The 22,754-nt window shown below is 47.6% G+C and carries 17 protein-coding genes; 10 read left to right on the plus strand and 7 right to left on the minus strand.

Annotated elements, in window-relative coordinates:
* Positions 1-553: 553 nt before the first annotated feature.
* A complete protein-coding gene (locus M3N64_RS05210) occupies positions 554-1,795 on the plus strand; it encodes an MFS transporter (protein ID WP_249099106.1) in 1,242 nt (413 codons plus the stop codon).
* Positions 1,796-1,941: 146 nt separating this feature from the next.
* Positions 1,942-2,568: a DUF6944 family repetitive protein gene (locus tag M3N64_RS05215; protein ID WP_249099109.1), complete on the plus strand. Its 627-nt coding sequence runs from the start codon at positions 1,942-1,944 to the stop codon at positions 2,566-2,568.
* Here the strand turns inward: M3N64_RS05215 and M3N64_RS05220 are convergent.
* Positions 2,540-3,154: a TetR/AcrR family transcriptional regulator gene (locus tag M3N64_RS05220; RefSeq protein WP_249099112.1), complete on the minus strand. Its 615-nt coding sequence runs from the start codon at positions 3,152-3,154 to the stop codon at positions 2,540-2,542. The two genes, M3N64_RS05215 and M3N64_RS05220, sit on opposite strands and share 29 nt — an antisense overlap.
* A 172-nt stretch (positions 3,155-3,326) precedes the next feature.
* Here M3N64_RS05220 and M3N64_RS05225 point away from each other — a divergent pair, with 172 nt between their 5' ends.
* The 3 genes from M3N64_RS05225 (at position 3,327) to M3N64_RS05235 (ending at position 8,295) form a co-directional block, all read left to right on the plus strand.
* Positions 3,327-4,025: an ABC transporter ATP-binding protein gene (locus M3N64_RS05225; protein ID WP_249099115.1), complete on the plus strand. Its 699-nt coding sequence runs from the start codon at positions 3,327-3,329 to the stop codon at positions 4,023-4,025.
* Complete coding sequence (locus M3N64_RS05230; RefSeq protein WP_249099118.1) at positions 4,019-6,259, plus strand: ABC transporter permease; 2,241 nt, start codon at positions 4,019-4,021, stop codon at positions 6,257-6,259. Before M3N64_RS05225 ends, M3N64_RS05230 begins: the two co-directional genes overlap by 7 nt.
* A gap of 347 nt (positions 6,260-6,606) precedes the next feature.
* Entirely contained in the window at positions 6,607-8,295 is a 1,689-nt protein-coding gene (locus M3N64_RS05235) for an adenine deaminase C-terminal domain-containing protein (RefSeq protein ID WP_249099121.1), read from the plus strand.
* On the opposite strand, the gene truA is transcribed toward M3N64_RS05235, so the two are convergent.
* The gene (gene truA / locus M3N64_RS05240) at positions 8,292-9,029 is read right to left on the minus strand and encodes a tRNA pseudouridine(38-40) synthase TruA (RefSeq protein WP_249099124.1); all 738 of its coding nucleotides are present in this window, start codon (positions 9,027-9,029) and stop codon (positions 8,292-8,294) included. The two genes, M3N64_RS05235 and truA, sit on opposite strands and share 4 nt — an antisense overlap.
* Before the next feature lie 317 nt (positions 9,030-9,346).
* Between truA and menB the strand changes: the two genes are divergently transcribed.
* The 4 genes from menB to M3N64_RS05260 all read left to right on the plus strand — a co-directional run bounded on the left by menB (position 9,347) and on the right by M3N64_RS05260 (position 13,985).
* The gene (gene menB / locus M3N64_RS05245; RefSeq protein ID WP_249099126.1) at positions 9,347-10,168 is read left to right on the plus strand and encodes a 1,4-dihydroxy-2-naphthoyl-CoA synthase; all 822 of its coding nucleotides are present in this window, start codon (positions 9,347-9,349) and stop codon (positions 10,166-10,168) included.
* 8 nt (positions 10,169-10,176) lie between these two features.
* On the plus strand, positions 10,177-11,670 hold the full coding sequence (locus M3N64_RS05250) for an o-succinylbenzoate--CoA ligase (protein ID WP_249099129.1): 1,494 nt from the start codon (positions 10,177-10,179) through the stop codon (positions 11,668-11,670).
* A 406-nt stretch (positions 11,671-12,076) separates the two neighbouring features.
* Positions 12,077-12,559, plus strand: coding sequence for a PH domain-containing protein (locus M3N64_RS05255; protein ID WP_249099134.1), 483 nt, complete (start codon positions 12,077-12,079; stop codon positions 12,557-12,559).
* On the plus strand, positions 12,549-13,985 hold the full coding sequence (locus tag M3N64_RS05260) for a PH domain-containing protein (protein ID WP_249099137.1): 1,437 nt from the start codon (positions 12,549-12,551) through the stop codon (positions 13,983-13,985). Before M3N64_RS05255 ends, M3N64_RS05260 begins: the two co-directional genes overlap by 11 nt.
* A gap of 203 nt (positions 13,986-14,188) precedes the next feature.
* Here M3N64_RS05260 and M3N64_RS05265 read toward each other — a convergent pair whose 3' ends face one another.
* A complete protein-coding gene (locus tag M3N64_RS05265) occupies positions 14,189-14,878 on the minus strand; it encodes a uracil-DNA glycosylase (RefSeq protein ID WP_249099452.1) in 690 nt (229 codons plus the stop codon).
* Positions 14,879-14,899: 21 nt separating this feature from the next.
* Positions 14,900-16,468 (minus strand): bifunctional metallophosphatase/5'-nucleotidase, encoded by a 1,569-nt coding sequence (locus tag M3N64_RS05270; RefSeq protein ID WP_249099455.1) that lies wholly within the window; start codon positions 16,466-16,468, stop codon positions 14,900-14,902.
* A gap of 236 nt (positions 16,469-16,704) precedes the next feature.
* On the opposite strand from M3N64_RS05270, the gene M3N64_RS05275 reads away from it, so the two are divergent.
* Positions 16,705-18,723 (plus strand): penicillin-binding transpeptidase domain-containing protein, encoded by a 2,019-nt coding sequence (locus tag M3N64_RS05275; RefSeq protein WP_249099140.1) that lies wholly within the window; start codon positions 16,705-16,707, stop codon positions 18,721-18,723.
* A gap of 372 nt (positions 18,724-19,095) precedes the next feature.
* Here the strand turns inward: M3N64_RS05275 and ptsP are convergent, their stop codons facing one another.
* The 3 genes from ptsP to qoxD all read right to left on the minus strand — a co-directional run bounded on the left by ptsP (position 19,096) and on the right by qoxD (position 22,754).
* Complete coding sequence (gene ptsP, locus M3N64_RS05280; protein WP_249099143.1) at positions 19,096-20,814, minus strand: phosphoenolpyruvate--protein phosphotransferase; 1,719 nt, start codon at positions 20,812-20,814, stop codon at positions 19,096-19,098.
* Between the two features lie 432 nt (positions 20,815-21,246).
* Complete coding sequence (gene pfkB, locus M3N64_RS05285) at positions 21,247-22,158, minus strand: 1-phosphofructokinase (RefSeq protein ID WP_249099146.1); 912 nt, start codon at positions 22,156-22,158, stop codon at positions 21,247-21,249.
* A 290-nt stretch (positions 22,159-22,448) separates the two neighbouring features.
* The gene (gene qoxD, locus M3N64_RS05290) at positions 22,449-22,754 is read right to left on the minus strand and encodes a cytochrome aa3 quinol oxidase subunit IV (protein ID WP_249099149.1); all 306 of its coding nucleotides are present in this window, start codon (positions 22,752-22,754) and stop codon (positions 22,449-22,451) included.

The raw sequence follows: 22,754 nt of genomic DNA on the forward strand, positions 1-22,754 counted from the left end.
AGCACAGCATCCCGATTCACTCTGATTCCAGTACCTTCTCATCCGGATCAGACATTTAATATGACAGCAAATTACCGAGTATGTGGGAACATTTCTCCCATTTATTTTATAGAAAAATAAAGTGCAAAAAAATGAGCAAAACCTCTTCTCAATGTCCATCGATCCTGCTACAATGATTGGCGTTGACTGAAAAAAACAAGTTCCTGGTTAAGATTCAATAGGGAGGGGCTGACACCGTCAAATTCTGAGCAGTTAAAACATTGCAGCTGCCCGTTTTCCCTTAGTCCGAACCGATGGCTGTCCCTTTTGTACAGGTCCGATTTTTCTTTTCTTATCTTTGAAAGAGCGCATGGCCCTGTGACGGCGCTTCTTTATAACTCTTTTGACTTTGATAAAAGACTGTGTGGTTCGTCACTGTTATTGACCCATTTGCAGAAAATACATGCTTTCGCATCTTAAGGAAGTCACTGAAAGGCTGACTGGCTGAAAGAAAGCGGTAAATGGGGCAATAAATCCTTTGTTTTCACCATTCTTTTGGAAAGGAGCGCCTGCTATGCGCCCATTTACATTTGCGGCTTGCGCCTTATATTTTCTAACCGGACTTACTGCCATCTCTATTGGATCGGTGTTGCCCGAGCTGCTTAACTATTATCATCTATCCTATACAATCGGAGGAAAACTGATTTTCACAGGTGCCATCGGTTTTCTGGCGGGTGTTCTGCTTACTTCCTGGCTGAGCCATCGTTTTTCACCAAAACCGATCCTGATTATCGCCACGCTTATCATTGCCATGGCACAGTTCAGTATTCTTCTGCTCCCGCCATTCCCGCTGTTCATGGCTCTTTACTTCATGAACAGTGTTGGTTCGGCCGCGATCGGCATTATCATTGCGACGCTGTTCATCGAAGTTTTCGTCGGACGGCAGGCCGTTGCCATGAGCTATCTGGAGGTTTCGTTCGGTCTTGGAGCCTTCGCGATGCCGCTTCTGGCAAGCTTTTTTATTGCGCACGGCATCTGGCGTTATCTCTTTGTACTCACAGCCGTTCTTGCCGTCCTGCTCGCCCTTATCTGGACACGTATTTCCTATACCAGCCAGGTAGTGGATCAGGGCGAACCGCTTGATGCTTCCGGATCAGGCAATGCTCAGCGTCCGCTCAGCGCCCAGATGAAATGGGTCGTGCTCGGGCTGTTCGCGTTCATTGTCTTCCTGTACGGCGGTCTTGAAGGCAGCCTGAACAATTTCATGTCATCAATCTTTATGAATTACCTCGGTCAGGCTGCCGATCTTGCTTCAATCAGTGTCGGCATTTTCTGGGGCGCGATGGTGATCGGACGTGCGCTGACTTCAGTAATCATTCGTAAATTGACTTACAGCGCCTATTTACAGATCAATATTTACGGCGCGATTGTCTCGCTCATTCTGTTCATTCTCCTGCAGAATGCGCTGCTCGGCTATGTCTTTGTCGGCATGCTTGGCCTGATGATGTCTGGCATCTATTCCATCACACTGGTCTATGCCAACTATTCGATTCCGGGCAGTGCCCATCTGGTCACACCGGTGATCTCCGGACTATCAGGACTTGGCTCTGCGGTCTTTCCGGCTCTGACCGGTATCGCGATCGATCAGGCTGGCATGCCAGTGACGCTCTGGTTTATCGTCGGCATTGCGACTGGCTATCTATTCTTTTTGCTTTTGATTAACGCCCTGCGCAGTGGAAAAAGTCTTCGTCCGCTTGCATTCATGCTGCATCGGCGGCGGCCTGCTTTCGCCTTCAAACGCGCACGTTTCAAATAAATCGCTTGCTGAAAATCCATGCAAAAAGTGCCTGTTCGGATTCTTTCGGACAGGCGCTTTTTGCATGGTATCATTTTTTCTTCACTTATTTACGCGGCAGACATTATTTGATGAATAAAATGTAATTAAGAGTGAGGAGGGAGACGATGAGCAGACAAACCGATGAGGCGGCATACGCTCTGATCAATGCAGCAGGTACCATCATTGCCGCAATCGGTGCCACGCCTCAGATTATGCTTTCCACCGCTGCCAAAAACGGATTGAGCATTGTCGGCAATGCCCTCCAGGCAGCTGGAAATGCTCTGGATGCAGAGATAAGTGAAGGAATGGATGCGTTTGGCGGTACCACGCAGGCTCTTGGAAATTCACTGGTGATCTATGGCTCGCTTATTAACGGAAACGTCCCGAACAGTCTCCGTCCGATCATCATTGGCAATTCACTGCAGGCCCTTGGGGGTTCTCTGTCGCTGCAATCAGATCTGGAATCAGCAGATCGAAATCGTGCGGCCGCGCTTTCCGTCACGGGCAACCTGCTGCAGATTGCGGGGAACACGCTGCAGGCGGTCGCAACCATTTTCCAGCTGAATCATTCATTCAGTACGGACCGTGCCCAAAAAATTGACTTTGCCGGCAGCTGGGTACAGGCTCTTGGCGCGCTTCTGTGTTTTCTCGCGACATTGGACCGAAATGATCAACACGCAATGCGTCCACAGACAGCTCCCAATGATCAATATACGCCGCACCTTACAGCTCTTCTCTGTCCGAACGTTTAAACCGCCCCGGACCCGCCAATCCGTAGAAAAAGATCTGTGTCAAATCGATTCTCATCGATTCATCGACCGCCATCGCTTTGTCCCGATCAGAAAATGTGTCAATCAGCATTTGCATGAAGAAGAAGATTGATTTCTCCGAAAGTCCGGGGTCAACGTAATGCTCTGCTTTTCCCTGCTCAATCAACTGCAGCAGCTTGCCATATACAGGCTTCAAATACTGTTCGTTTGTCTGCTGAACATTTTCTGAATGCGCATAGTAAAGTTTTTTAAAATAATTGTCATTAAATATTTTTTTCTTATCTGCTGTATACTGGAAAACCTTATTGATTTTTTCCGGGAAGGGCAGATCTTCAGATAAAAGCTGATCAAAGAACGCAAGGGCCCCCTTCGCGAAATCGTCCAGCATCTGCTCAAGAAGCACGTCCTTATTATCAAAATATTTATAGACAGTGACCGGTGACACACTGGCTTTCGCCGCAATATCACGCATCGTTACCTTTTCAATTCCAAAAATGGCAAACTGTTCGGACGCCGCTTGTTTAATCCGCTCCTTCGTTTTCTCCGCTCGTCTCTTGTATCCATCCATACCATCGTTTCATCCTTCTTGGTTAATGATATTTTTATTTTACCACAATCTATTTTGTTAACACAATTAATAAAAATAGTTCATTATGTATTGATTATTAAAGTGATTTGTTGTATATTTTGAACGGACAGAACATTATATGTTCACAATATAATTATTGGAGGTATCATTTATGTTCATTGAGATTAATCAAGTAAATAAAACGTATCACACTGGTGATGTGGTGTTTCAGGCCTTGACCGACGTTGATTTTACGCTTGAACGCAAGGAAATCGGTGTGATTCTCGGTCCTTCCGGTTCGGGCAAATCCACATTACTGAACGTGATCGGCGGCGTCGACAGTGCGGACAGCGGCACTGTCAAAATCGGCAGCAAAGTCATTACCGGCATGAACAGCAAGGAACTGACGCTCTATCGAAGAGCATCGGTCGGATTCATTTTTCAGTTCTATAATCTGATTCCTAACCTTACTGTTGAAGAAAATGTGGAAGTCGCCACCAATATCAGCGCACATCCGATGAAAGTCGATGATATTCTGCGCGCGGTCGGCCTTACAGATAAGAAAAAACGATTCCCACGCGAATTGAGCGGCGGTCAGCAGCAGCGCGTATCCATTGCCCGCGCGGTCGCCAAAAATCCTGAACTGCTGCTCTGTGATGAACCGACTGGCGCGCTTGACTATAAGACATCCAAGGACATTCTGGCGCTTCTTGAAAAAATTAATAAGACCCTCGGCACGACCATTCTGATCATTACGCACAATAATGCGATCAGCGGAATCGCGGACCGGGTTGTCCGCATTCGGAGCGGTGAAATCACCGAGTCTTGGATCAATGAAGAAAAAATTCCGGCAGAAAGGATTGAATGGTAATGGTGCTGAACCGAAAAGTCAAGCGAACGATGGCCGAGCATAAATCACAATATATCGGTTCGATCGTCCTGATCATACTCAGCTGCATGATCTTCACACTCTTCAGCATTTTAAGTGCTAATCTGGACACTAATAATCGGGATTTTCAGAAAAAAAATGTTCAGGAAAACGCTCATTTTACTGTGCAGAAACCACTCAATAATCTGGAGAGCTTGGAAAAAACCTATCACATGCGCCTCGAAAAGCGCCTGAGCTTTGATGCTTCTTTCGATCATGACACAACACTGCGTCTGTTCAGTCCATCCGATCGTGTCAATAAACCGTTTATTCAGAAGGGACATGCGATTCGGAAAACAGACGAGATTCTTCTTGATCCGAGTTTCGCCAAGGCGCAGGATCTGTCAGTTGGCGATTCATGGATGATTGGCGACCAGAAATTTAAAATTGCCGGATTCATGGTGCTTCCGGATTATATGTATCCTTTAAAAAGCGAGAGCGACCTCTTCTCCGACAGCAAACAGTTCGGAATCGGTGTCATCTCTGAAAAAGCATTCAGACAATTGAATAATGGCGCTGCCTCATACAGCGCGCACTTTGACCACAATGCTGATAAACGTGCCTTCAAACGAGCAGTTAATCGCACGAATCGAGTGACCGGATGGCTGGACAGCACGAACAACCCGCGCATTCTATTTGTTAATGAGAAAATCAAGAGCATACAGGGAATGACCGGTTCTCTTCCGATCGCGATTCTTTTGCTGACATGCGCGCTGGTCAGCATCGTCCTCTGGCGAACCCTGAAGACCGAGTTTGTTCAGATTGGCACTCTTTACGCATTGGGATACAAGAGACGGGAAATTATGCGGCACTATTTATCCTATGCCTGGATCGTCTCATTCATTGGCAGCGTACTAGGTACGGCCATCGGTTTGATCGCCGTTAACCCGATGCTTCAATTTTTTGTCGGTTATTTTAATGTTCCGATCATCACGATGAACTGGAATCCGTCGGCTCTGCTGCTCAGTATTCTGCTTCCTGCCTTGCTGCTTGTTCCGGTCACCTGGCTGGTGATTCACCGGGCACTCAGGATGTCACCACTTGAACTCATGCGCGGCGGCAAAAAGAAAAGCAAAACCGGTTTTCTGGAGCGGCATCTGCACCTGAACGGTCTGCGTTTCAAAAACAAGTTCAGAATCCGCGAACTGGTGAGAAATGTGCCAAGGACGCTGCTCATGGTGTTTGGCGTAACCTTTGCTTCGATGCTGCTTTTGCTTGGCTTCGGTCTGCAGAATTCGATCCAGTTTATGATGGACGGCAATCGCGATGCGAACCATTATGAATATAATTATCTTTACAACAGCATAAAAACGACCGCCGAATCCGATGGTGAAGCCTATTCCGCCTTTTCCTTCGCACCTGAAGGGAAAACAAAAAATGCCGAAAATCTTTTTTCAGTGTACGGCGTCCATCATCCATCGGATTATTTGAAACTGCCCGATTCAAACGGACATCGTCTCTCGCTGAGCCAAACGATCATTACCCGGCCGCTCGCAGATAAACTGGCTGTTCACGAAGGAGACACCATAAAAGTCACGAGCGCTTTGGATAACAAAAAATACGAAATCAAAATTGATAAAATCGCACAGGTCTACACCGGAACCGCCGTATATATGCCGATTGAAAAACTGAACGCGCTGCTTGATCTGCCGTCCGGCAGCCATAACGGTGTCTGGTCGGATAAGAAACTGACCATCGCTTCCGATCAGCTCGCCAATACGATCAGTCGAAAAGACACACAGAACAGTTTTAAGGCAATGATCCAGCCGATGCAGGCGTCCATCGGGTCGATTGCATTGATTGCTTTTCTGATCGGCCTGGTTATTGTTTATGTCATGACTTCGCTTATCATTGAAGAGAATAAAGAGACCATTTCGATGCTGAAGGTATTCGGATACAAGCAGAAAGAAATATACTCGCTGGTACTCAGCAGCAATACCTTGCTCGTCATTCTTGGTTACGCACTCTCCGTGCCACTGATCATTCTGTCTCTTGGCGGCCTGTTCCGCTCATTCAGCGAATCTGCCAACTTATCTTTTCCGGTTCGTTTCAGCGTCTGGTCCATCGTCATTGGCTTTGTCATCATCTTGATCACGTATGGCATTTCCCGATATGCGGGAAAACGAAAAATCAGTCATATCGCGCTGAGCGACATTCTTAAATCGCGGATGGAATAACAGGATTGCTAGATAAGTACCTCAGTTTTTAAGACAAGAAAAAGATACAAAGCTCATGCGGAAGAATCTGCATGGGCTTTTTTTATTTGACACAAAACGGTATCGGCAGAAAAAAATAGAAAAGGTAACAAACTGCCCAAAAAAGTAGTAACCAACAATCTCAAAGTTGTAACGAAGGTATGAAAAGTTCAACCGAACAATACGAACTTCACTTATTTTTAATGGCTGGATCAGCCAAACAGCCCCATGCCCTGAAAACAGGTGCCACATAAAGCAGTCCCCATCCCATGAAAAGTCTTGTCCATCCCGGTATAATAGAGACAACTTATCGAATGAGATGTGAGCTTATGAAACCATTAGATGAAGCGGCACATCGCCGCCTGATCGACACCGCACGCAAAAAAGAGCCAGCATCAATGTATTTTCCCAATGCCTTTGTGCTTCATGTCTATTCGGGAATCGTACAAAAAGAAAATGTTTGGATCAGCGGCGACCGAATCGCTTATGTCGGTCCGGATGAGCCGATGATTTCGGAAAAAACGGAGATTTGCCGCCTGAGCAGTCACCAGATTATGGTGCCGGCTTATATCGAACCGCACGCGCATCCGTTCATGCTCTATAACCCGCTGACGCTGGGGAGCTATCTGACCGAAAAAGGCACCATGATTTCGGTGAATGACAATCATTTCGCCACTGCTTCTTTATCTGGGCGCGACATGCACAGCTTTGTCCAAACGCTGGATCAAACCAGCCGGCATACATGGCTGTGGTGGGCCTATTTCGAAGAAAACGAGCCGTCCACCGAAGCACTGGAAAAATGGCTTGTCCAGCCTTTTGTCATGCAGGGTGGCGAACTCAGCCACTGGCTTCCTTTTAAAATGGGGTCGCGGGATCTATGCGAAAAGCTGTTTGCCGTCCGCCATTCCGGTAAACGAATGGAAAGCCATCTGCCGGGATCTTCGCTCAATACGCTGAATCTGTTCGCTGCAGCCGGAATCTCTGCCGATCACGAAGCGATGAACGCGGATGAGGTCATCCATCGTTTGAATCTGGGTTATTATACAACGATCCGTTATTCATCGATCCGTCCTGATCTGCCGGCAATAATGCATGAACTGGCAAAACACCGCGGCCTCGATTTATCCAAGCTGATGCTGACCAATGACGGGGCTTCACTTCCATTCTTAAAACGGGCGACCCATGCATCTATGATCAGGCATGCGATTTCATGCGGCATTCAGGCCGCGGATGCTTACCGGATGGCGACCTTGAATCCGGCTGTCTACTACCGCATGGATGATACAGCCGGCAGTCTCTCCCCAGGACGAATGGCAGATATTAATATCATCGAATCCTTGGCGGAACCGGACCCGACGAGTGTCCTTTTTGAAGGCAGATGGCATGTTCGGAATGGGAAAAAAATGCTGCCTCCGGCCGAATTTTCTTTTGCAAACACCTTTTACCGCGCTGACCGAACGCATCTGCCTCAAGACTGCCCATGGGGGACGGTGACTGAGGTCGGTCTCGACCTGCAAAACAGTGTGATTACCCGTCCATATACGTTCGATCCGAGCCACGCGTTAGCGGAGAACGAGTGTTTTCTGATCTATATCTGCAGATCGACCGGGGCCTGTTTGCGCACGCGAATCAAACATTTTGCCCGCAGCCTCCAGGCGCTCGGCAGCACATACTGTGCATCCGGCGATCTTTTGCTGATCGGACGGGATCAGAATGCGATGTCCGTTATGTACCGGAAGATGAAAGATGGATTTCAGGGCATCACCGCACAATTTAACGACGCACGGACTGTTTCCATCCGTCTTGAACTGCTCGGAATAATGAGCGAAAAACCGGTCAGCGAATTAAGCGCAGAAGCCGAGACTTTTATTGCACAAATGAAAAAAGGCGGATTCGCATTTGACGACCCATTCTTCTGCCTGTTCTTTCTCACAGAGCTGCATCTTCCTTTTATTCGCCTGACACCAGAGGGACTCATTGATATCAAGACTAATAAAATCATTGCCCCTGCACATTAATAATCAATTTTCTCCAGATAAAGACCGCATGCATCGGCCATGCGGCCTGTCTGTATACGCTGCTTTGACTCAAGAATGTTCAGAATCGCGTCCGCCGGAATTTTACCAAGCCCGATGTCGATTAATGTACCGACCATTTTTCGCGCCATGTTATACAAAAAGCCGTCACCGGTTAAGCGAATATCGATAAATCCGTCATGGCCATCAAAACGAATGGCGGAAATGGTGCGTACCGACGATTTTTTCTTTGACTTCGCGTTAGCATATGCCGTAAAGTCATGAGACCCAAGAAAGTCGCGGCTTGCTTTCTGCATCAGAGAAAGATCCATCCGTTCCTCCACATGCATGCTGTACTTGCGCATGAACGGATGGCTGCACGGTCCATTCCAGATTTTATATAAATATGTTTTTTTCCGGGCATTATAACGCGCATGAAAGCGTTCCGGAACGCGCGTTACGCCGATTACACTGATATCCTTCGGAAGCTGGTGGTTCAGATAGTCAAAGATATGCCCTTCTTCCAATGTCTTCGGCGTCCTGAAATTCGCTGTCTGACCGAGGGCATGAACACCTGCATCTGTTCGGCTGCAACCGATGATTTCGATTGGTTCATTGATCAGCGCGGCCAATACCTGTTCGATTTTTTCCTGAATGGTATGCCTGCCGTCGCCCAGCCGCTGCCACCCCTTATAACGGCCGCCGTCATACTGAATAGTTAACTTATAATTGTTCATCACATGCTCCTTTGATTGTGCTCTCTCACGAATTGTCGCTTATTCAGCAGGCTGCGTCAACTCCGCTGTCACAGAATCGGTTAAGCTGCCGGAGTGATTGGTTTCAAAGATTCAGGCAGGTACATGTAAAAGCCATCCACTACCATCGCTGCTTTTCCTGACAGCTTCGGAACCGCTTGTTACTTTTTCCTTCCCTCTTATTGCGGATCAGAGTCGCCGTATCAGAAAGTACGGACAAGTTATGCTACAATATGAATGGCACTTTTGACAAAAAGGTGACAAATTCATCGATTATTCAAAGGCTGGGTGAACGAACTATGTCCTCTATTGAATGGCAGAAAGTCAGGGATTATGAAGACATTCTCTTTGAAACGTATGAGGGGATTGCCAAAATTACTATTAATCGACCGCATGTCCGCAATGCGTTTACGCCAAATACAGTGATTGAAATGATTGACGCTTTTGCGCGCGCACGTGACGATGCGTCGATCGGCGTCATTATTCTGACCGGGGCCGGCACAAAAGCATTCTGCTCGGGCGGCGATCAGAAAGTACGCGGAAACGGCGGTTATGTCGGCAAAGACAATATTCCGCGTCTCAATGTGCTCGACTTGCAGCACCTGATCCGTATCATTCCGAAACCGGTCATCGCCATGGTTGCCGGTTATGCCATCGGCGGAGGGAATGTACTTCAAGTTGTTTGCGACTTGACGATCGCCGCCGACAACGCGGTTTTCGGACAGACCGGTCCCAAAGTCGGCAGCTTCGATGCGGGATACGGTGCCGGCTATCTGGCAAGAATCGTCGGGCACAAAAAAGCACGTGAAATCTGGTATCTGTGCCGTCAGTACAATGCACAGCAGGCACTCGACATGGGGCTCGTCAATACGGTTGTACCCCTTGATCAGCTTGAAGAAGAAACCGTTAAATGGGCAAAAGAAATGCTGTCCAAAAGCGCGACCGCCCTTCGCTTCCTGAAGGCATCGTTTAACGCGGATACGGACGGACTTGCAGGTCTGCAGCAACTGGGCGGCGACGCAACGCTTCTGTATTACACAACGGACGAAGCGAAAGAAGGACGCGATGCATTTAAAGAAAAACGCGATCCGGATTTCAGCAAGTTTCCAAAGTTTCCATGATTTCAGCCATGAATCCAGCCATGCCGCAATGGCTTGCTCAACGCGCGCAGCTGACGCCAGAACGAATGGCGATCGAGACTAAGCAGGAACGGCTGACGTTCAGACAGCTGTTTGCACGTGCCTGCTGTGCCGCCTCGGCACTGCGCACGGCAGGCGTGCAGCCTGATGATTTGGTTGCATCGCTGCAAAGCAATACTGTTGACTGCGTGGTGACAATCCATGCGCTGATGCTGATCGGCGCAGTCATGGTGCCGCTGAACACGCGTTTATCAACAGAGGAACTTTCCAGACAGATCAGAGACTGCGGCCGTCCGCTTGTCATCACCGATCAGGACAATCTGTCTAAAGCCGCGCGCGCCAGTGAAAGAGGCGGAAGCGTGGTACTGCGCGCTGAAGCACTGACGCACAGCCATACCGATCAGGAGACTGTCATTAAAGACATTCAGCTAAACAGGCCATGCACGGTTATTTTTACATCAGGGACGACCGGACATCCCAAAGGTGTGGTGCTGACCAGCGGAAATCATTGGTGGAATGCCAATGCCTCACTGATTAACCTTGGTTTGTCAGCCGATGATCAATGGCTTTGCTGTGTGCCGCTTTTTCATGTCAGCGGCCTGTCGATTTTAATGAAAAGTGTCATTTACGGCATGCCCATATACTTAATGAAGAAATTTGATCCGGAGAGAGTCAATCACCTTTTATTAAGCGGAAACATATCTCATATTTCTGTCGTTGCCTCTATGCTGCGGCGCATGCTGGACGTACTCGGTCCCAAACGGTATTCGAACACACTGCGCTGTATTCTGCTCGGCGGCGGGCCCGTTCCTGCTGCTATGCTTCAGTACTGCCTTGATCGGCGGATGCCGATCTACCAGACTTACGGCATGAGCGAAACAGCATCACAGGCGGTCACTTTGCCGCCCGAGTATATGCGCGAAAAAGCCGGCTCCGCGGGCAAACCGCTGTTTCCGATTCAAATCCGAATAGACAAGGACGGTCAGGCAGCGGCACCCGGCGAGCCCGGTGAGATTCTCATTAAGGGGCCAACCGTGTTCAGCCATTACTTAAATAACAAAGAAGCAACGGAAGAGGCCTTTGACGACTATTGGTTTCATTCCGGAGATATTGGCCGGATTGATGAGGATGGCTTTCTGTTTGTCCTTGACCGGCGAAAGGATCTGATCATCTCCGGCGGAGAAAATGTTTATCCCGCGGAAATAGAATCGGTGTTAAGTGGCTGTAAGGGAATCAGGCGAGCCGGTGTCATCGGTATCCCGAGCCCTGAATGGGGGCGTGTCCCGATTGCTTTTGTCAGCCTGAATGAGGGAGCACATTTTTCGGAATCCGAGTTGATCGCCGCATGCAACGCACAGCTTGCCGGGTATAAAGTACCCAGGCGTATCTTTGTCCTGAATGAGCTGCCGGAGAATGCCGCACATAAGCTGCTTCGGCGGAAACTGCATGCCATCTATGAAAAAATGGTTCAGGAACACCATTAACACTGTATAAAAACAGAACACAGCCACATCTGCATCCCAAACATAAAAATAACTTACATTCTGTGCTCGGCAGTTGAAAGCCTGACAGTCTATCAGACTTCAACCACCGGGTTTTTCTTTGAGTACCCGCCAAATAAAACGCAGCTTCTTCATTTCCTTTGCAGGACATCTTTTCATAAAAATGTCATCAAGGCTCCTTTTACTCTCTTAAACATGAAAAAACAATCATGGTATACTATTCAATAATTGGTGTTGTTTGGCCAGCCTACTGACAAAAGTGCACGTTTTTCACGAATGAGCCAATCCATGGCTGCAAGCGACACTGTTTCTTTACATAGTCTGATCAATAACTAAGTATGGGCATGGGCGCATTGACAGGAATGTGTCATGCTGAAAGGAGCCTGTTGTGCAGAAAAAGCAATTAAATCCCGGAATTATGACAATCTGGCGCCAGAGAGCAGTCCTTGCACATCTCATTTTCTGGCTGATCATTGGCGGACTGACCACAAGTATTCTCTTTTTCCACTGGCCGCATTTTTTTCTTTTGATCGCTGGCACGCTTGCCACGCTTAATATTCTGCAACTGATTCTATACGTATTCATTTTCCCAGGCATCAATTATCGAACATTTTTCTACGAAATCAGGCAGGAAGATCTGCTGATCCAGGATGGCATTTTCGTCATTACGCAAACGATCATCCCTTTTACACGTGTGCAGAATGTCGAAACAGAACAGGGCCCGCTGCTGCGCAAATATCATCTGACTTCGGTATCCATAACCACTGCAGCCGGAGCACATGAAATTCCAGCGCTTGAGGAGCAGGACGCACGTGCGCTCCGCGATCAGATTTCCACGCTGATTAAGGAGCATCCCGCCAATGAAATCTGAAAGCAAACATCTTCATGTCTTCGCGATTTTCAGCAACGCCGTGTCCACCCTGTGGCAAATGATTGTGCCGCTCGGATTTGGCCTGGCCTGGAGCGTGCGTCATCTGGATGACATCATTGGCTATGTGCTGATCATTCCGCTTGTCATACTGGTCTTCAGCTTTTTGAGATGGCTGCGTTTTAAGTACGAATTTGTTGACGGCCAGTTCCATATTCGTTCAGGAATTCTGGTGCGCAGCGACCGCTATATTCGAATTCAGAGAATCCAGTCTGTACAGATCAAAACCAATTTGCTGCTGCGCCTGCTCGGCGTAGTCCAATTAAAGTTTGATACGGCAGATCCGGCGTCCAAAGGCGATATGGTGCTTTCCGCCCTCAAGCTTAAAGAAGCAGAACGAATCAAAGCGGCGGTCAGCCATGAAAAAACGCCGCACTCAGATTTTGCTGCACAAGACGTACATATGGAGACACCGCAAAACCAGCCAGGCAGAATCTATAAGCTGTCCGGAAAACGGCTTTTGGCTGCTTCGTTATTGTCATCAAAAGCCGGTGTTATGATCGCCGCCGTATTCGGGCTCTGGTCTCAGGCAGATGACTTTGTTCCAGACAGCATTCGCGGTCGCTCATTAAGCTACATTGAGCACGCTTCACTCGTCGGATTGATTGTACTCATCTGTATCGGAATTTTTCTTTTCTGGCTTTTCTCCCTGATCAGCGTGCTGCTGCGCTGGGGCTTTTTCAGGCTTTCAATCGATGACGATGAATGGCGCATTCATCGCGGTGTATGGGAGACGAGCGATGAAACATATAAGACAGACCGTGTTCAGGCCATTCGCATTAAAGAACACTGGCTGCAGCAATGTTTCGGCTATTGCACGGTTTATGCCGACTGCAGCGGCAGTGTGGATTCGGAGAAAACGGATGGCGGATCGGTGCTTGTTTTCCCTCTGCTGAAAAAAACAGAGCTTGCCGATTTTCTTGACACGGCCATTCCGAGATTTTCCGGTGCTGCGATGGTCCGCAGACTGCCGGTGCGTGGTACGCTTTACCGGATGATTTGGCCCGTACTTTTCTGGTCAGTGTCTCTGTCGCTCCTTGCCTGGTTCCTGCCATGGGGAAAGTATGTGCTGATTGCACTGCCGTTAATGCTCGCTTACTGCTGGCTTATGTACCGTTCTCAGGGATTCGGCCTGTGCGGCCGGCAGCTGGTCGTTGTCAACCGCTGGTTCGCCAGGACAACTTTAATTACACGTATAAATCATATACAATGGTTTGCCAGGAAACAGTCGCGCATTCAGAAGCGATTCCGTCTCGGTACATGTACCGCGGCCATTCGCGCGGCATCGTCACAAACATTTGCCATCCGGCAGCTCGACATTGAGGATAGCGAAAATCTCTTTCATTGGTTTCAGGGCAGCCGCCACTGAACCCGCCCCATCGTGAATCAAGAACCAGCCGGGGTGGTACAAGGACCTGTCCACTGCATGATTCGGCACTGTTAAGGTGCAGCGCACGCCTCCTCAGGCAGGAATCCGTGGTATTCCGCGCCTCAAACGGATCATGGATGTTTCTTTATTTGCAATAAAAAGCCCGTCAAGGCCTGGTGACCTTGACGGGCTTTTTCGGGCCTTCAGAGTTCGGGTTCTTCGATCGACACTTGCCAGTTAATCGGCGTCTCACTGACTGACTCAAGAAATTCGTTTGTCCTCGAAAACGGCCGGCTGCCAAAGAATCCATAGTGCGCGGAAAAAGGACTCGGATGAGATGATTTAATGATAAAGTGCTGCTTGTTTGTGATCAGCGATTCTTTCGCCTGAGCATTGCGCCCCCACAAAATAAATACAATCGGCCGCTCACGGTCATTCAAGTCGCGAATAACCGCATCGGTAAACTGTTCCCAGCCCATCCCTTTATGCGAATTGGCCGCGCCGCGCCGGACCGAAAGCACCGTATTGAGCAGCAGCACCCCCTGCTTTGCCCATTCAATCAGACAGCCATGCTTCGGAGTCGTACATCCCAGATCGCTCTCCAGTTCTTTGAAAATATTTTGCAGCGACGGAGGCTGCTTTACGCCGGGCAGAACGGAAAAACTGAGCCCGTGCGCCTGTCCCGGTTCATGATAAGGATCCTGACCGAGTATCACAACTTTAACCTTTTCGTAAGGCGTAAGCTTGAGCGCATTGAACAAATCATACATATCCGGATAGATCGTTTTCGTTGAATATTCCTGCTTTAAAAATTGTCGCAATTTCAGATAGTAATCCTTCTCGAATTCTGGCTGCAAGAGCGGTTCCCAATCATTTTTCAATAGATGCTTCACCAATCCTGTATCCCTCCCTGATTAATAAACAATCTGCCAATTATGGTCAACGGTGGCTTTAATCACCTTTTTCTCCAGCACCTCATTTGCGATCAATTCGGTCACATCAATCGGAATATCCTTAATCACCGGCCGGTTGCGGAACATGGCATACTCGCCGCCGCCAACAGAACGGTAATTGTTCATAACAACATCGTAGGAATCATGCACTTTTACCGGTTTACCGTGGTAATTGAGTTTCACGACACGATCGCCGACCGGACGTGAAATATCGAGCAGATAGTCAATGCCTTCCCACATGTCATAATTGTAATGCTGCGGTTTTGGATCTGTAAATGCCTTGCTGACTTTAACCATCCCGTCAATGTCCTTCTCGAAATATGACGCCGAGCGTTCCAGCGCATCGCGCATATCCTGACCACTGATACGAATCACACGCAATGTATTAGGATAAATATAATTGGCAACGATATCACGCATGGACACATTTACGGGCATGCCTGGTGATTCATTGTTGAAAAGTGCCGTGACACTGATGTCCGTTCCCGAAGCCTTCATCTGCAGCCGGTTGATAAATTCGATCAGCGGGTGATCCTGCATTCGTACCTTCATTGGATCATGCACCAGCATGTCACCTTTAATCATCCCCAACGGCTGGTCAAGCCAGATTTGAGCCTCTCTCTCATATACATCCATTCGTGACAGCAGCTTCGGATCCGGCATCTCGCCGCATACAGGAATAAGCTTCGACTGCTTGCCTGTCACCTGCCATCCATTCAACGTGTGTTTCAGTTCAAGCATAACCTTGCCAAGATATGCCCCATTGCACCCCGGCTGAAGAACAGCAACACCATTGAGGGTTGTATCTGCGATCAGGCGATGCTGGTGCCCAGTGAGCACTACGTCAACGCCAGGGACTTCCCGGCACATCTGATAGGCCTGATTCTCGCCTTTCGATTCATCCTCAATCGGTTGCCCGCTTTTCAGGTCACGCCCGAATCCCCCATGATAAGAGAGCACTACGACATCCGCATGCTCCTCTTTTTTCAAAAAAGGCACCCATCGTTTTGCAGTTTCGACCGGATTCTCAAAACGCATGCCTTTCACATTTTCAGGCTTTTCCCAGTTTGGGACATACTTTGTCGTCAATCCAAGTACCGCAACGCGGAGCCCTTCGGAAAATGTTTTGATGATATAAGGTCTGCCGAAAAAAGGCTGGCCATCCACTTCACGCACAATGTTTGCCCCAAGCCATGGAAAATCGGAGGCAGCAATCACATCGCTGAGCACATCACGTCCAAAGTTAAACTCATGATTGCCAAAAACAGCACAATCATAGTTTAAATAGTTGGCAGCAGCCACCATTGGATTCGGCCGTTTGCGATTGATACGGGCATAATAATAGGATAACGGTGTGCCCTGAATCATGTCACCGTTATCAATGAGCAGTGTACAGGGGTATTCGGCGCGTTCTTTATGTATGAGTGAAGCAATCTTCGCCATGCCAATCTCTTCAGGGCTGTTGTCTGCGTAATGAATCGGATAAATATTTCCGTGAACATCACTTGTTTCCAGAATCAGCAGTTTCATCATTTGCCACATCCTCGTTCTCCTTTTATACTATCATGCCGATTCGCTTTTGCGTGGGAAAAATAGAGAGACTTACGTTTTCTCAACTATTATGTTAAGAACGATCTGCAAAGTCAGCAGTGCCTCTTCAAATCATATATAATAGAAAGATATGGACAGCCTGTCATGGCCAGTGCAGAGCTGGAATATTATACAGGCGAACTGGCTCTGTTCTGGATCTTATGGAGGTGTATCCAATGAATAAGCGCAAATTAAGTCTGCTTTTCACCCTTATGCTTGCTTTTCTTCTCTTACTTTCCGCTTGCGGCAGCAATCAACCGACAGCGAAAGAGCGGATGCAGGATTACGTCCATGCATGGGAAAAGCAGGATTTTGAAAAAATGTACAGTCTTCTTTCGAAGAAATCACAAAAAAGTGTCAGCAAGAATGACTTTGTTGACCGTTATTCCCGCATCTATGATGGCATTGAGGCAGGAAAACTGAAGGCTAAAATAACAGAAGATCAGAATAAAGAAGGAAGAGTCCGCCTCAGCGCCTCGCTGGCCACCATCGCCGGGCCAGTCAAATTCGCGCAAAGCGTTCAATTAACAAAGGAAAAAAGAAAAGACAAGGAAAACTGGTATATTGACTGGAAGCCGAACATGATTTTGCCGAAGATGAAGAAGAACGCCAAAATCAGCGTGGACATTTTGCCGAGTACACGCGGCGAAATTGTTGATCGCAGTGGAAAACCACTGGCAGTAAACGGAACGGCAGCGCGCATTGATCTTGTCCCTGGAAAAATGGGCACCGATCAGGACAAGGCGAATACGATCAAAATGCTGACAGATCAGCTTGGAATCACTCAGGCACAGATCAAGTCCGCGCTCAGCCAGTCATGGGTAAAAGCAGACAGTCTGGTGCCCATCACAACGCTTGACGCATCAAAAACTGATCTTCTAAAAAAAATTACGGAACTGCCCGGTGTTGTAAAAACGGATGTTTCCAGCCGCATATACCCTGACAAAAATGCGAGTGCCCATTTAACCGGTTATGTCGGAAAAATTACGGCCGAGTTACTTAAGAAACATCCGAACGAAGGATACAATGCCAATTCAGTCATCGGAAAAACCGGGCTTGAATTACTGTTTGAAAAGCAGCTGCGTGCTCGTGACGGCGCATCGATCGTTTTACTTGATCCGACAGGAGCCGAAGAAGGCACAATCGCAAAAAAGGCACCGGTAAACGGCCATAACATCCAGCTTACCATCGACCGAAATGTTCAGGACGCACTTTACAGCCAACTCAAAAAGGATGCAGGAACCGGTGTCGCGATCGATCCACGTAACGGTGACATTCTCGGGCTGGTCAGTGCTCCTGCCTACAATCCGAATGATTTCGTGCTTGGCATTTCATCGGACGCCTATAAGAAGCTGAGCAATGATCCGAAACAGCCTTTATCGAACCGGTTTACCGCCGCCTCCGCACCCGGATCAACTTTCAAACCACTGACGGCAGCAATCGCGTTAACACATAAAGCCATTGATCCGAATCAATCGGTGGCGATTGAAGGAAAGAAGTGGCAGGCCAATAAATCATGGGGCGACTATTATGTGACCCGCCTGGATCAGGATCCGGAGGTTAACCTGGAAGAAGCATTATTCCGGTCCGACAATATCTATTTCGCTCAAACCGCGCTGAAGATCGGCGGGGCTACGTTTGCCGCAGATGCGAAGAAATTCGGTTTTGGCGCATCACTGCCAATCGACTATCCGATGCGCAAGTCAACGCTTTCCAATGATGGCAAACTGGATAGCCAGACCCTGCTCGCCAATTCCGGTTACGGTCAGGGACAGGTCAGCGTCAACCCACTGCACCTGTCGCTGATCTATTCAGCATTTGTTAATGACGGAAACATGATTAAACCGCGACTCATCAAGACGAATGACCCGCCTACTTTCTGGAAGAAAAAAGTGATGACTCCGGAAATTGCACAACTGCTGAGCAAAGATTTGACTCAAGTGATCGACAATCCCGCCGGAACAGCACATGACGCAAAAATCGGCGGCATCTCTCTGGCTGGAAAGACCGGTACTCCGGAATTCAAGCAGGAACAAGGAAAGACCGGACGTGAAAATGGGTGGTTTGTCGCCTACAATACAGATGATCCAAGGCTGATGGTCACTATGATTGTAGAAAACACTCAAAAACAGGGCGGCAGCCATTACGTAACACCGAAAGTAAAGAAGGTTTTTGAGGAAGTTTTGAAAAAATAATTAATAAATCAGCTAAAAAAGAAGAGGGTGTCTCAAAAGTCATTTTTTTGACTATGAGACACCTTCTTTGAAAATTCGTTACAGGTTTGAAGCCCTTTATTACGATTCTAGAAATCTGTTATGCCTATCCATGACTTTGCTACCCTCTTTGATGAATCTGATAAGATTTTTCGTGATCGTTTTCTTAGTTGCCTTGCAGGGAAATACCCTATACTTTTGTTTGTAAATACTGGTTTTTCTCCCATGGCCTTTTCATTCAAGCGGTGTCCAGCACCCTTCAGGCAGGTCATCGCTATTTCTTATCTTGTAACAAAAAGCCAGACAGAGACCTTAAAAACGAGGTTTCTGTCTGGCTTTTCTCTATCGATGAAATCAGATCATTTTCGTCTTTACATAATTGAGCACTTCTTCAGCCGTATCAAGATTGAGGAAGGCTTCTTTGTGCTTTTCCAATTCTGCCTTGGACAGTTTCAGCAACTGGCTTCTCGCAGGAAGAATTGAAGTAGCACTCATACTGAATTCGTCAAGGCCAAGCGCCAGTAGGAGCGGAATTGCCGTTGCGTCACCGGCCATTTCACCGCACATGCCTGCCCAGTGTCCTTCTTTGTGTGCTGCATCGATAATATTGCTGACCAGGCGAAGAATCGATGGGTTGCACGGCTGATACAGATATGAAACATGTTCATTCATTCGATCCGCCGCCATCGTGTACTGAATCAGATCGTTCGTACCGATGCTGAAGAAGTCTGCCACCTTCGCAAAGCGATCAGCAGCAACAGCAGCTGCAGGAATCTCCATCATCATGCCGACCTGAAGATCATCCGAAACTTTTGTCCCGGCAGCCGTCAGTTTATCTTTTTCTTCAAGAAGAATTGCCTTGGCCTGACGGAATTCGTCAACTGTCGCAATCATCGGGAACATAATCCGCAGTTTGCCATATGCACTTGCGCGAAGCAGGGCACGCAGCTGAGTGCGGAAAATGTCCTGGCGTTCAAGACAGAGCCGGATCGCACGGAAACCGAGGAATGGGTTCATCTCTTCCGGAAGCGGCAGATAGGACAGCTTTTTGTCACCGCCAATATCGAGCGTGCGGATGACGACCGGCTTATTTTCCATCTTCTCGAGAACTTCTTTATAGGCATCAAATTGTTCATCTTCAGTTGGCAGCTTATCGCGGCCCATATAAAGGAATTCAGTACGATACAGACCGACCGCTTCACCACCGTTATTGATTACACCTGTAACGTCGCCGGGGTTGCCAATATTCGCACCAAGAATGACATGCGCGTCATCCTTTGTTTTTGTTGTTTCATGAACCAGCTTTTTCCATTCTTCCTGCTGTTCTTTGTATGCTGCCTGTTTGGCCTGATATTCTTTTACCTCTTCTTCACTCGGATCAAGAATAACTTCGCCGTTCAGTCCATCAATGATCGCAAGCTGGCCTTCTTTTGCCTGTGACATAACCGTCTTTGTACCAACAACTGCCGGAATCTCCATCGAACGGGACATAATTGCCGAGTGTGAAGTACGTCCGCCGATATCGGTAGCAAAACCCTTTACATATTTGCGATTGAGCTGAGCAGTATCTGACGGTGTCAGATCTTCGGCAATGATCACCGTTTCTTCTGTAATGCTTGCCGGCGAAGTAAAGGAAACGCCAAGCAAATGTGCCAGAAGACGCTTGGACACATCGCGAACATCAGCCGCGCGCTCTCTCATATAATCGTTGTCCTTCATGCTTTCAAACATTTGGATAAAGAAGCTGGATACATCGTCAAGAGCTGCTTCCGCGCTCAGACTCTCTTCTTCAATTTTCGACGTGATTTGTCCGACAAATTCCGGATCACTGAGGAACATCAGATGAGCTGCAAAGACTTCAGCCTTGTCTTTACCTAATTCCCGCTCAGCCGTTTCTTTAATAGTCGTCAGTTCCTTCTTAGAGACTTCAAGCGCATCGTTCAGTTTCTTCTTTTCTGCTTCTTTATCGGAAACTGTGCTTCTTTCAAAGGACAGATCCGGATTTTTCAAAATAAATATCTTGGCAATCGCGATGCCTGAGGAGGCAGCAATTCCCTTAATTTTTTCTGACATCCTTTTACTCACCCAACCCTTCAAATCTAAATGTTCAGCGATTCTGTGAACCGCCCATCGGCATTCTTCATTAGCTGACAACCTGGCATTGATGATCGCTTTCATTTTGCCCGGCGCGTCGTCACTTCTTTGCACACCAAACACACGCAACGGCTTCAGCGATCATGCTCTTCAAAATCCTGCAGAAAACGTAACATTTATTATTATATCAAGAGTTTTGCGATATTTAAAGCAAGTACTGTGATTGTGTATTAATTGTCACGATTTGAAGGTTTGTGTATCGCCAAAAAACATGTTTTTCCTTCGATGGCGCGTGCCCGCCACCATTGTGTATCAAATTTTCAAACCAGAAGTACAGGCAATGTACAATCGATCAGTCAGAAAAATCGCCGTTTTGCGATTGCGGATTCCGCTTTCTTTCACTCAATAGGGTCAGATTGTATCGATTTTGATCTGCGGAAACAGTTTTTCGACTTCTTCTTTTGTACATAAATCTACAGAGAAGGCTGTTGCGCTCCCAGAGGCTGCTCCTTTTTGAAATGATTTCTGAAAATCGCCGCTGGTCACAAATTCAGACAGGAATCCCCCGATCATTGAATCACCGGCTCCAACCGAATTTTTGAGTATGCCTTTGGCAGGAGGTGCGTATAGGACGTGATCTCTGTCGATGTAAATCGCTCCCTTGCCGCCCATCGATACAATCACATGATCAATTCCTTTTTTCACCAGCACTAAACCGTATTTTTTTACATCCTCAAAGCTTTCAATGCCCACGCCAAAATACTCGCCAAGCTCATGATGATTCGGTTTGACAAGAAAGGGTCTTGCTTCGACTGTTTCACGAAATGCCTCGCCGCTTGTGTCGGCGATCACTCTGGCACCACTTTTCCGAACATGATGGATCATGTCTTTATAAACCGTAACCGGCAACGTTGCGGGAACACTGCCCGAGAGAACAAGAAAGTCATCCGCAGTCAGCCTATCAAGTTTGGCAAACAGTGCATTTAGCTGCTCATCAGTAATTTCCGGCGCAACGCCATTGATTTCTGTTTCCGAATCGCTTTTCAGCTTCACATTAATCCGTGTGTCACCATTAACCAATACAAAATCGGCTTCGATACCTTCCTCAGCGAGTTTTTCTTTAATGAAGGCACCTGTAAATCCGCCAATGAAACCGAGACATCTTGATGTCTGGCCCAAATGTTTCAATACCCGAGAGACATTGATTCCTTTGCCACCAGGCATTTTGCGATCAGTTTTTACATGATTCAATACGCCGGCCTTAAAGTGATCGACCTGAAGAAAGTAATCGATCGCCGGATTCAATGTACAAGTATAAATCACGAATGTTCAGCCCCTAATTTCTTTTTTTCATTATTGTCTGCTGCGTGATGCAGAACCATACAGTGATCCACTATTCAGAAATCGCAGGATTCTTCAGCAGAACCAATTGTCTGAAAACCAGCCTTCGCCAACTTGCGGAACGGAGGCTTCTTTTTACTTTTATAGTATAAAGCTAAAATCAGTCAATATCAATCAAAACAGGTCATAATCGTTCACACCAATACCACCTTACGCCCGTTCGAGCATAGAAAAAGGCGGAGCCAAAGCTCCGCCTTAATCATAGCACAAGTTTATAAAGCATAGGCTAAAATCCACAATGTCCCCGCAACAACCGTAAACGCAACATAAATTCCGAACAGAATGCCCATGAGCTGATGCACCGGTTCAGTCCCCTCCGTCACGTGCATGAACATAAACAGTTGAATGAACGCCTGAAAAATGGCCAGGCTGACAATAATGGCAATCGTCACATGAACCGGGAGTGACAAACCGACTGCAATCCACAACGCAAGGAACGTCAAGGTCAGTGAAAGAATCAAGCCAATGACCTGTTTCCATGGAAACCCTGCTTTTAGCTGTTTTTGTGTTCCGTTCAT

The sequence above is a fragment of the Sporolactobacillus mangiferae genome (genome assembly GCF_023336505.1).
In the GTDB taxonomy this organism is placed as follows: Bacteria; Bacillota; Bacilli; order Bacillales; family Sporolactobacillaceae; genus Sporolactobacillus; species Sporolactobacillus mangiferae.

Bases quoted from the DNA above. Each gene is read 5' to 3' on its own strand.
- M3N64_RS05215 (WP_249099109.1), top strand. From the start codon at position 1,942: ATGAGCAGACAAACCGATGAGGCGGCATACGCTCTGATCAATGCAGCA.
- M3N64_RS05230 (WP_249099118.1), top strand. From the start codon at position 4,019: ATGGTAATGGTGCTGAACCGAAAAGTCAAGCGAACGATGGCCGAGCAT.
- qoxD (WP_249099149.1), bottom strand. From the start codon at position 22,754: ATGAACGGAACACAAAAACAGCTAAAAGCAGGGTTTCCATGGAAACAG.
- M3N64_RS05225 (WP_249099115.1), top strand. From the start codon at position 3,327: ATGTTCATTGAGATTAATCAAGTAAATAAAACGTATCACACTGGTGAT.
- M3N64_RS05250 (WP_249099129.1), top strand. From the start codon at position 10,177: ATGAATCCAGCCATGCCGCAATGGCTTGCTCAACGCGCGCAGCTGACG.
- M3N64_RS05275 (WP_249099140.1), top strand. From the start codon at position 16,705: ATGAATAAGCGCAAATTAAGTCTGCTTTTCACCCTTATGCTTGCTTTT.
- M3N64_RS05235 (WP_249099121.1), top strand. From the start codon at position 6,607: ATGAAACCATTAGATGAAGCGGCACATCGCCGCCTGATCGACACCGCA.
- M3N64_RS05270 (WP_249099455.1), bottom strand. From the start codon at position 16,468: ATGAAACTGCTGATTCTGGAAACAAGTGATGTTCACGGAAATATTTAT.
- M3N64_RS05210 (WP_249099106.1), top strand. From the start codon at position 554: ATGCGCCCATTTACATTTGCGGCTTGCGCCTTATATTTTCTAACCGGA.
- truA (WP_249099124.1), bottom strand. From the start codon at position 9,029: ATGAACAATTATAAGTTAACTATTCAGTATGACGGCGGCCGTTATAAG.
- M3N64_RS05260 (WP_249099137.1), top strand. From the start codon at position 12,549: ATGAAATCTGAAAGCAAACATCTTCATGTCTTCGCGATTTTCAGCAAC.
- ptsP (WP_249099143.1), bottom strand. From the start codon at position 20,814: ATGTCAGAAAAAATTAAGGGAATTGCTGCCTCCTCAGGCATCGCGATT.
- M3N64_RS05220 (WP_249099112.1), bottom strand. From the start codon at position 3,154: ATGGATGGATACAAGAGACGAGCGGAGAAAACGAAGGAGCGGATTAAA.
- menB (WP_249099126.1), top strand. From the start codon at position 9,347: ATGTCCTCTATTGAATGGCAGAAAGTCAGGGATTATGAAGACATTCTC.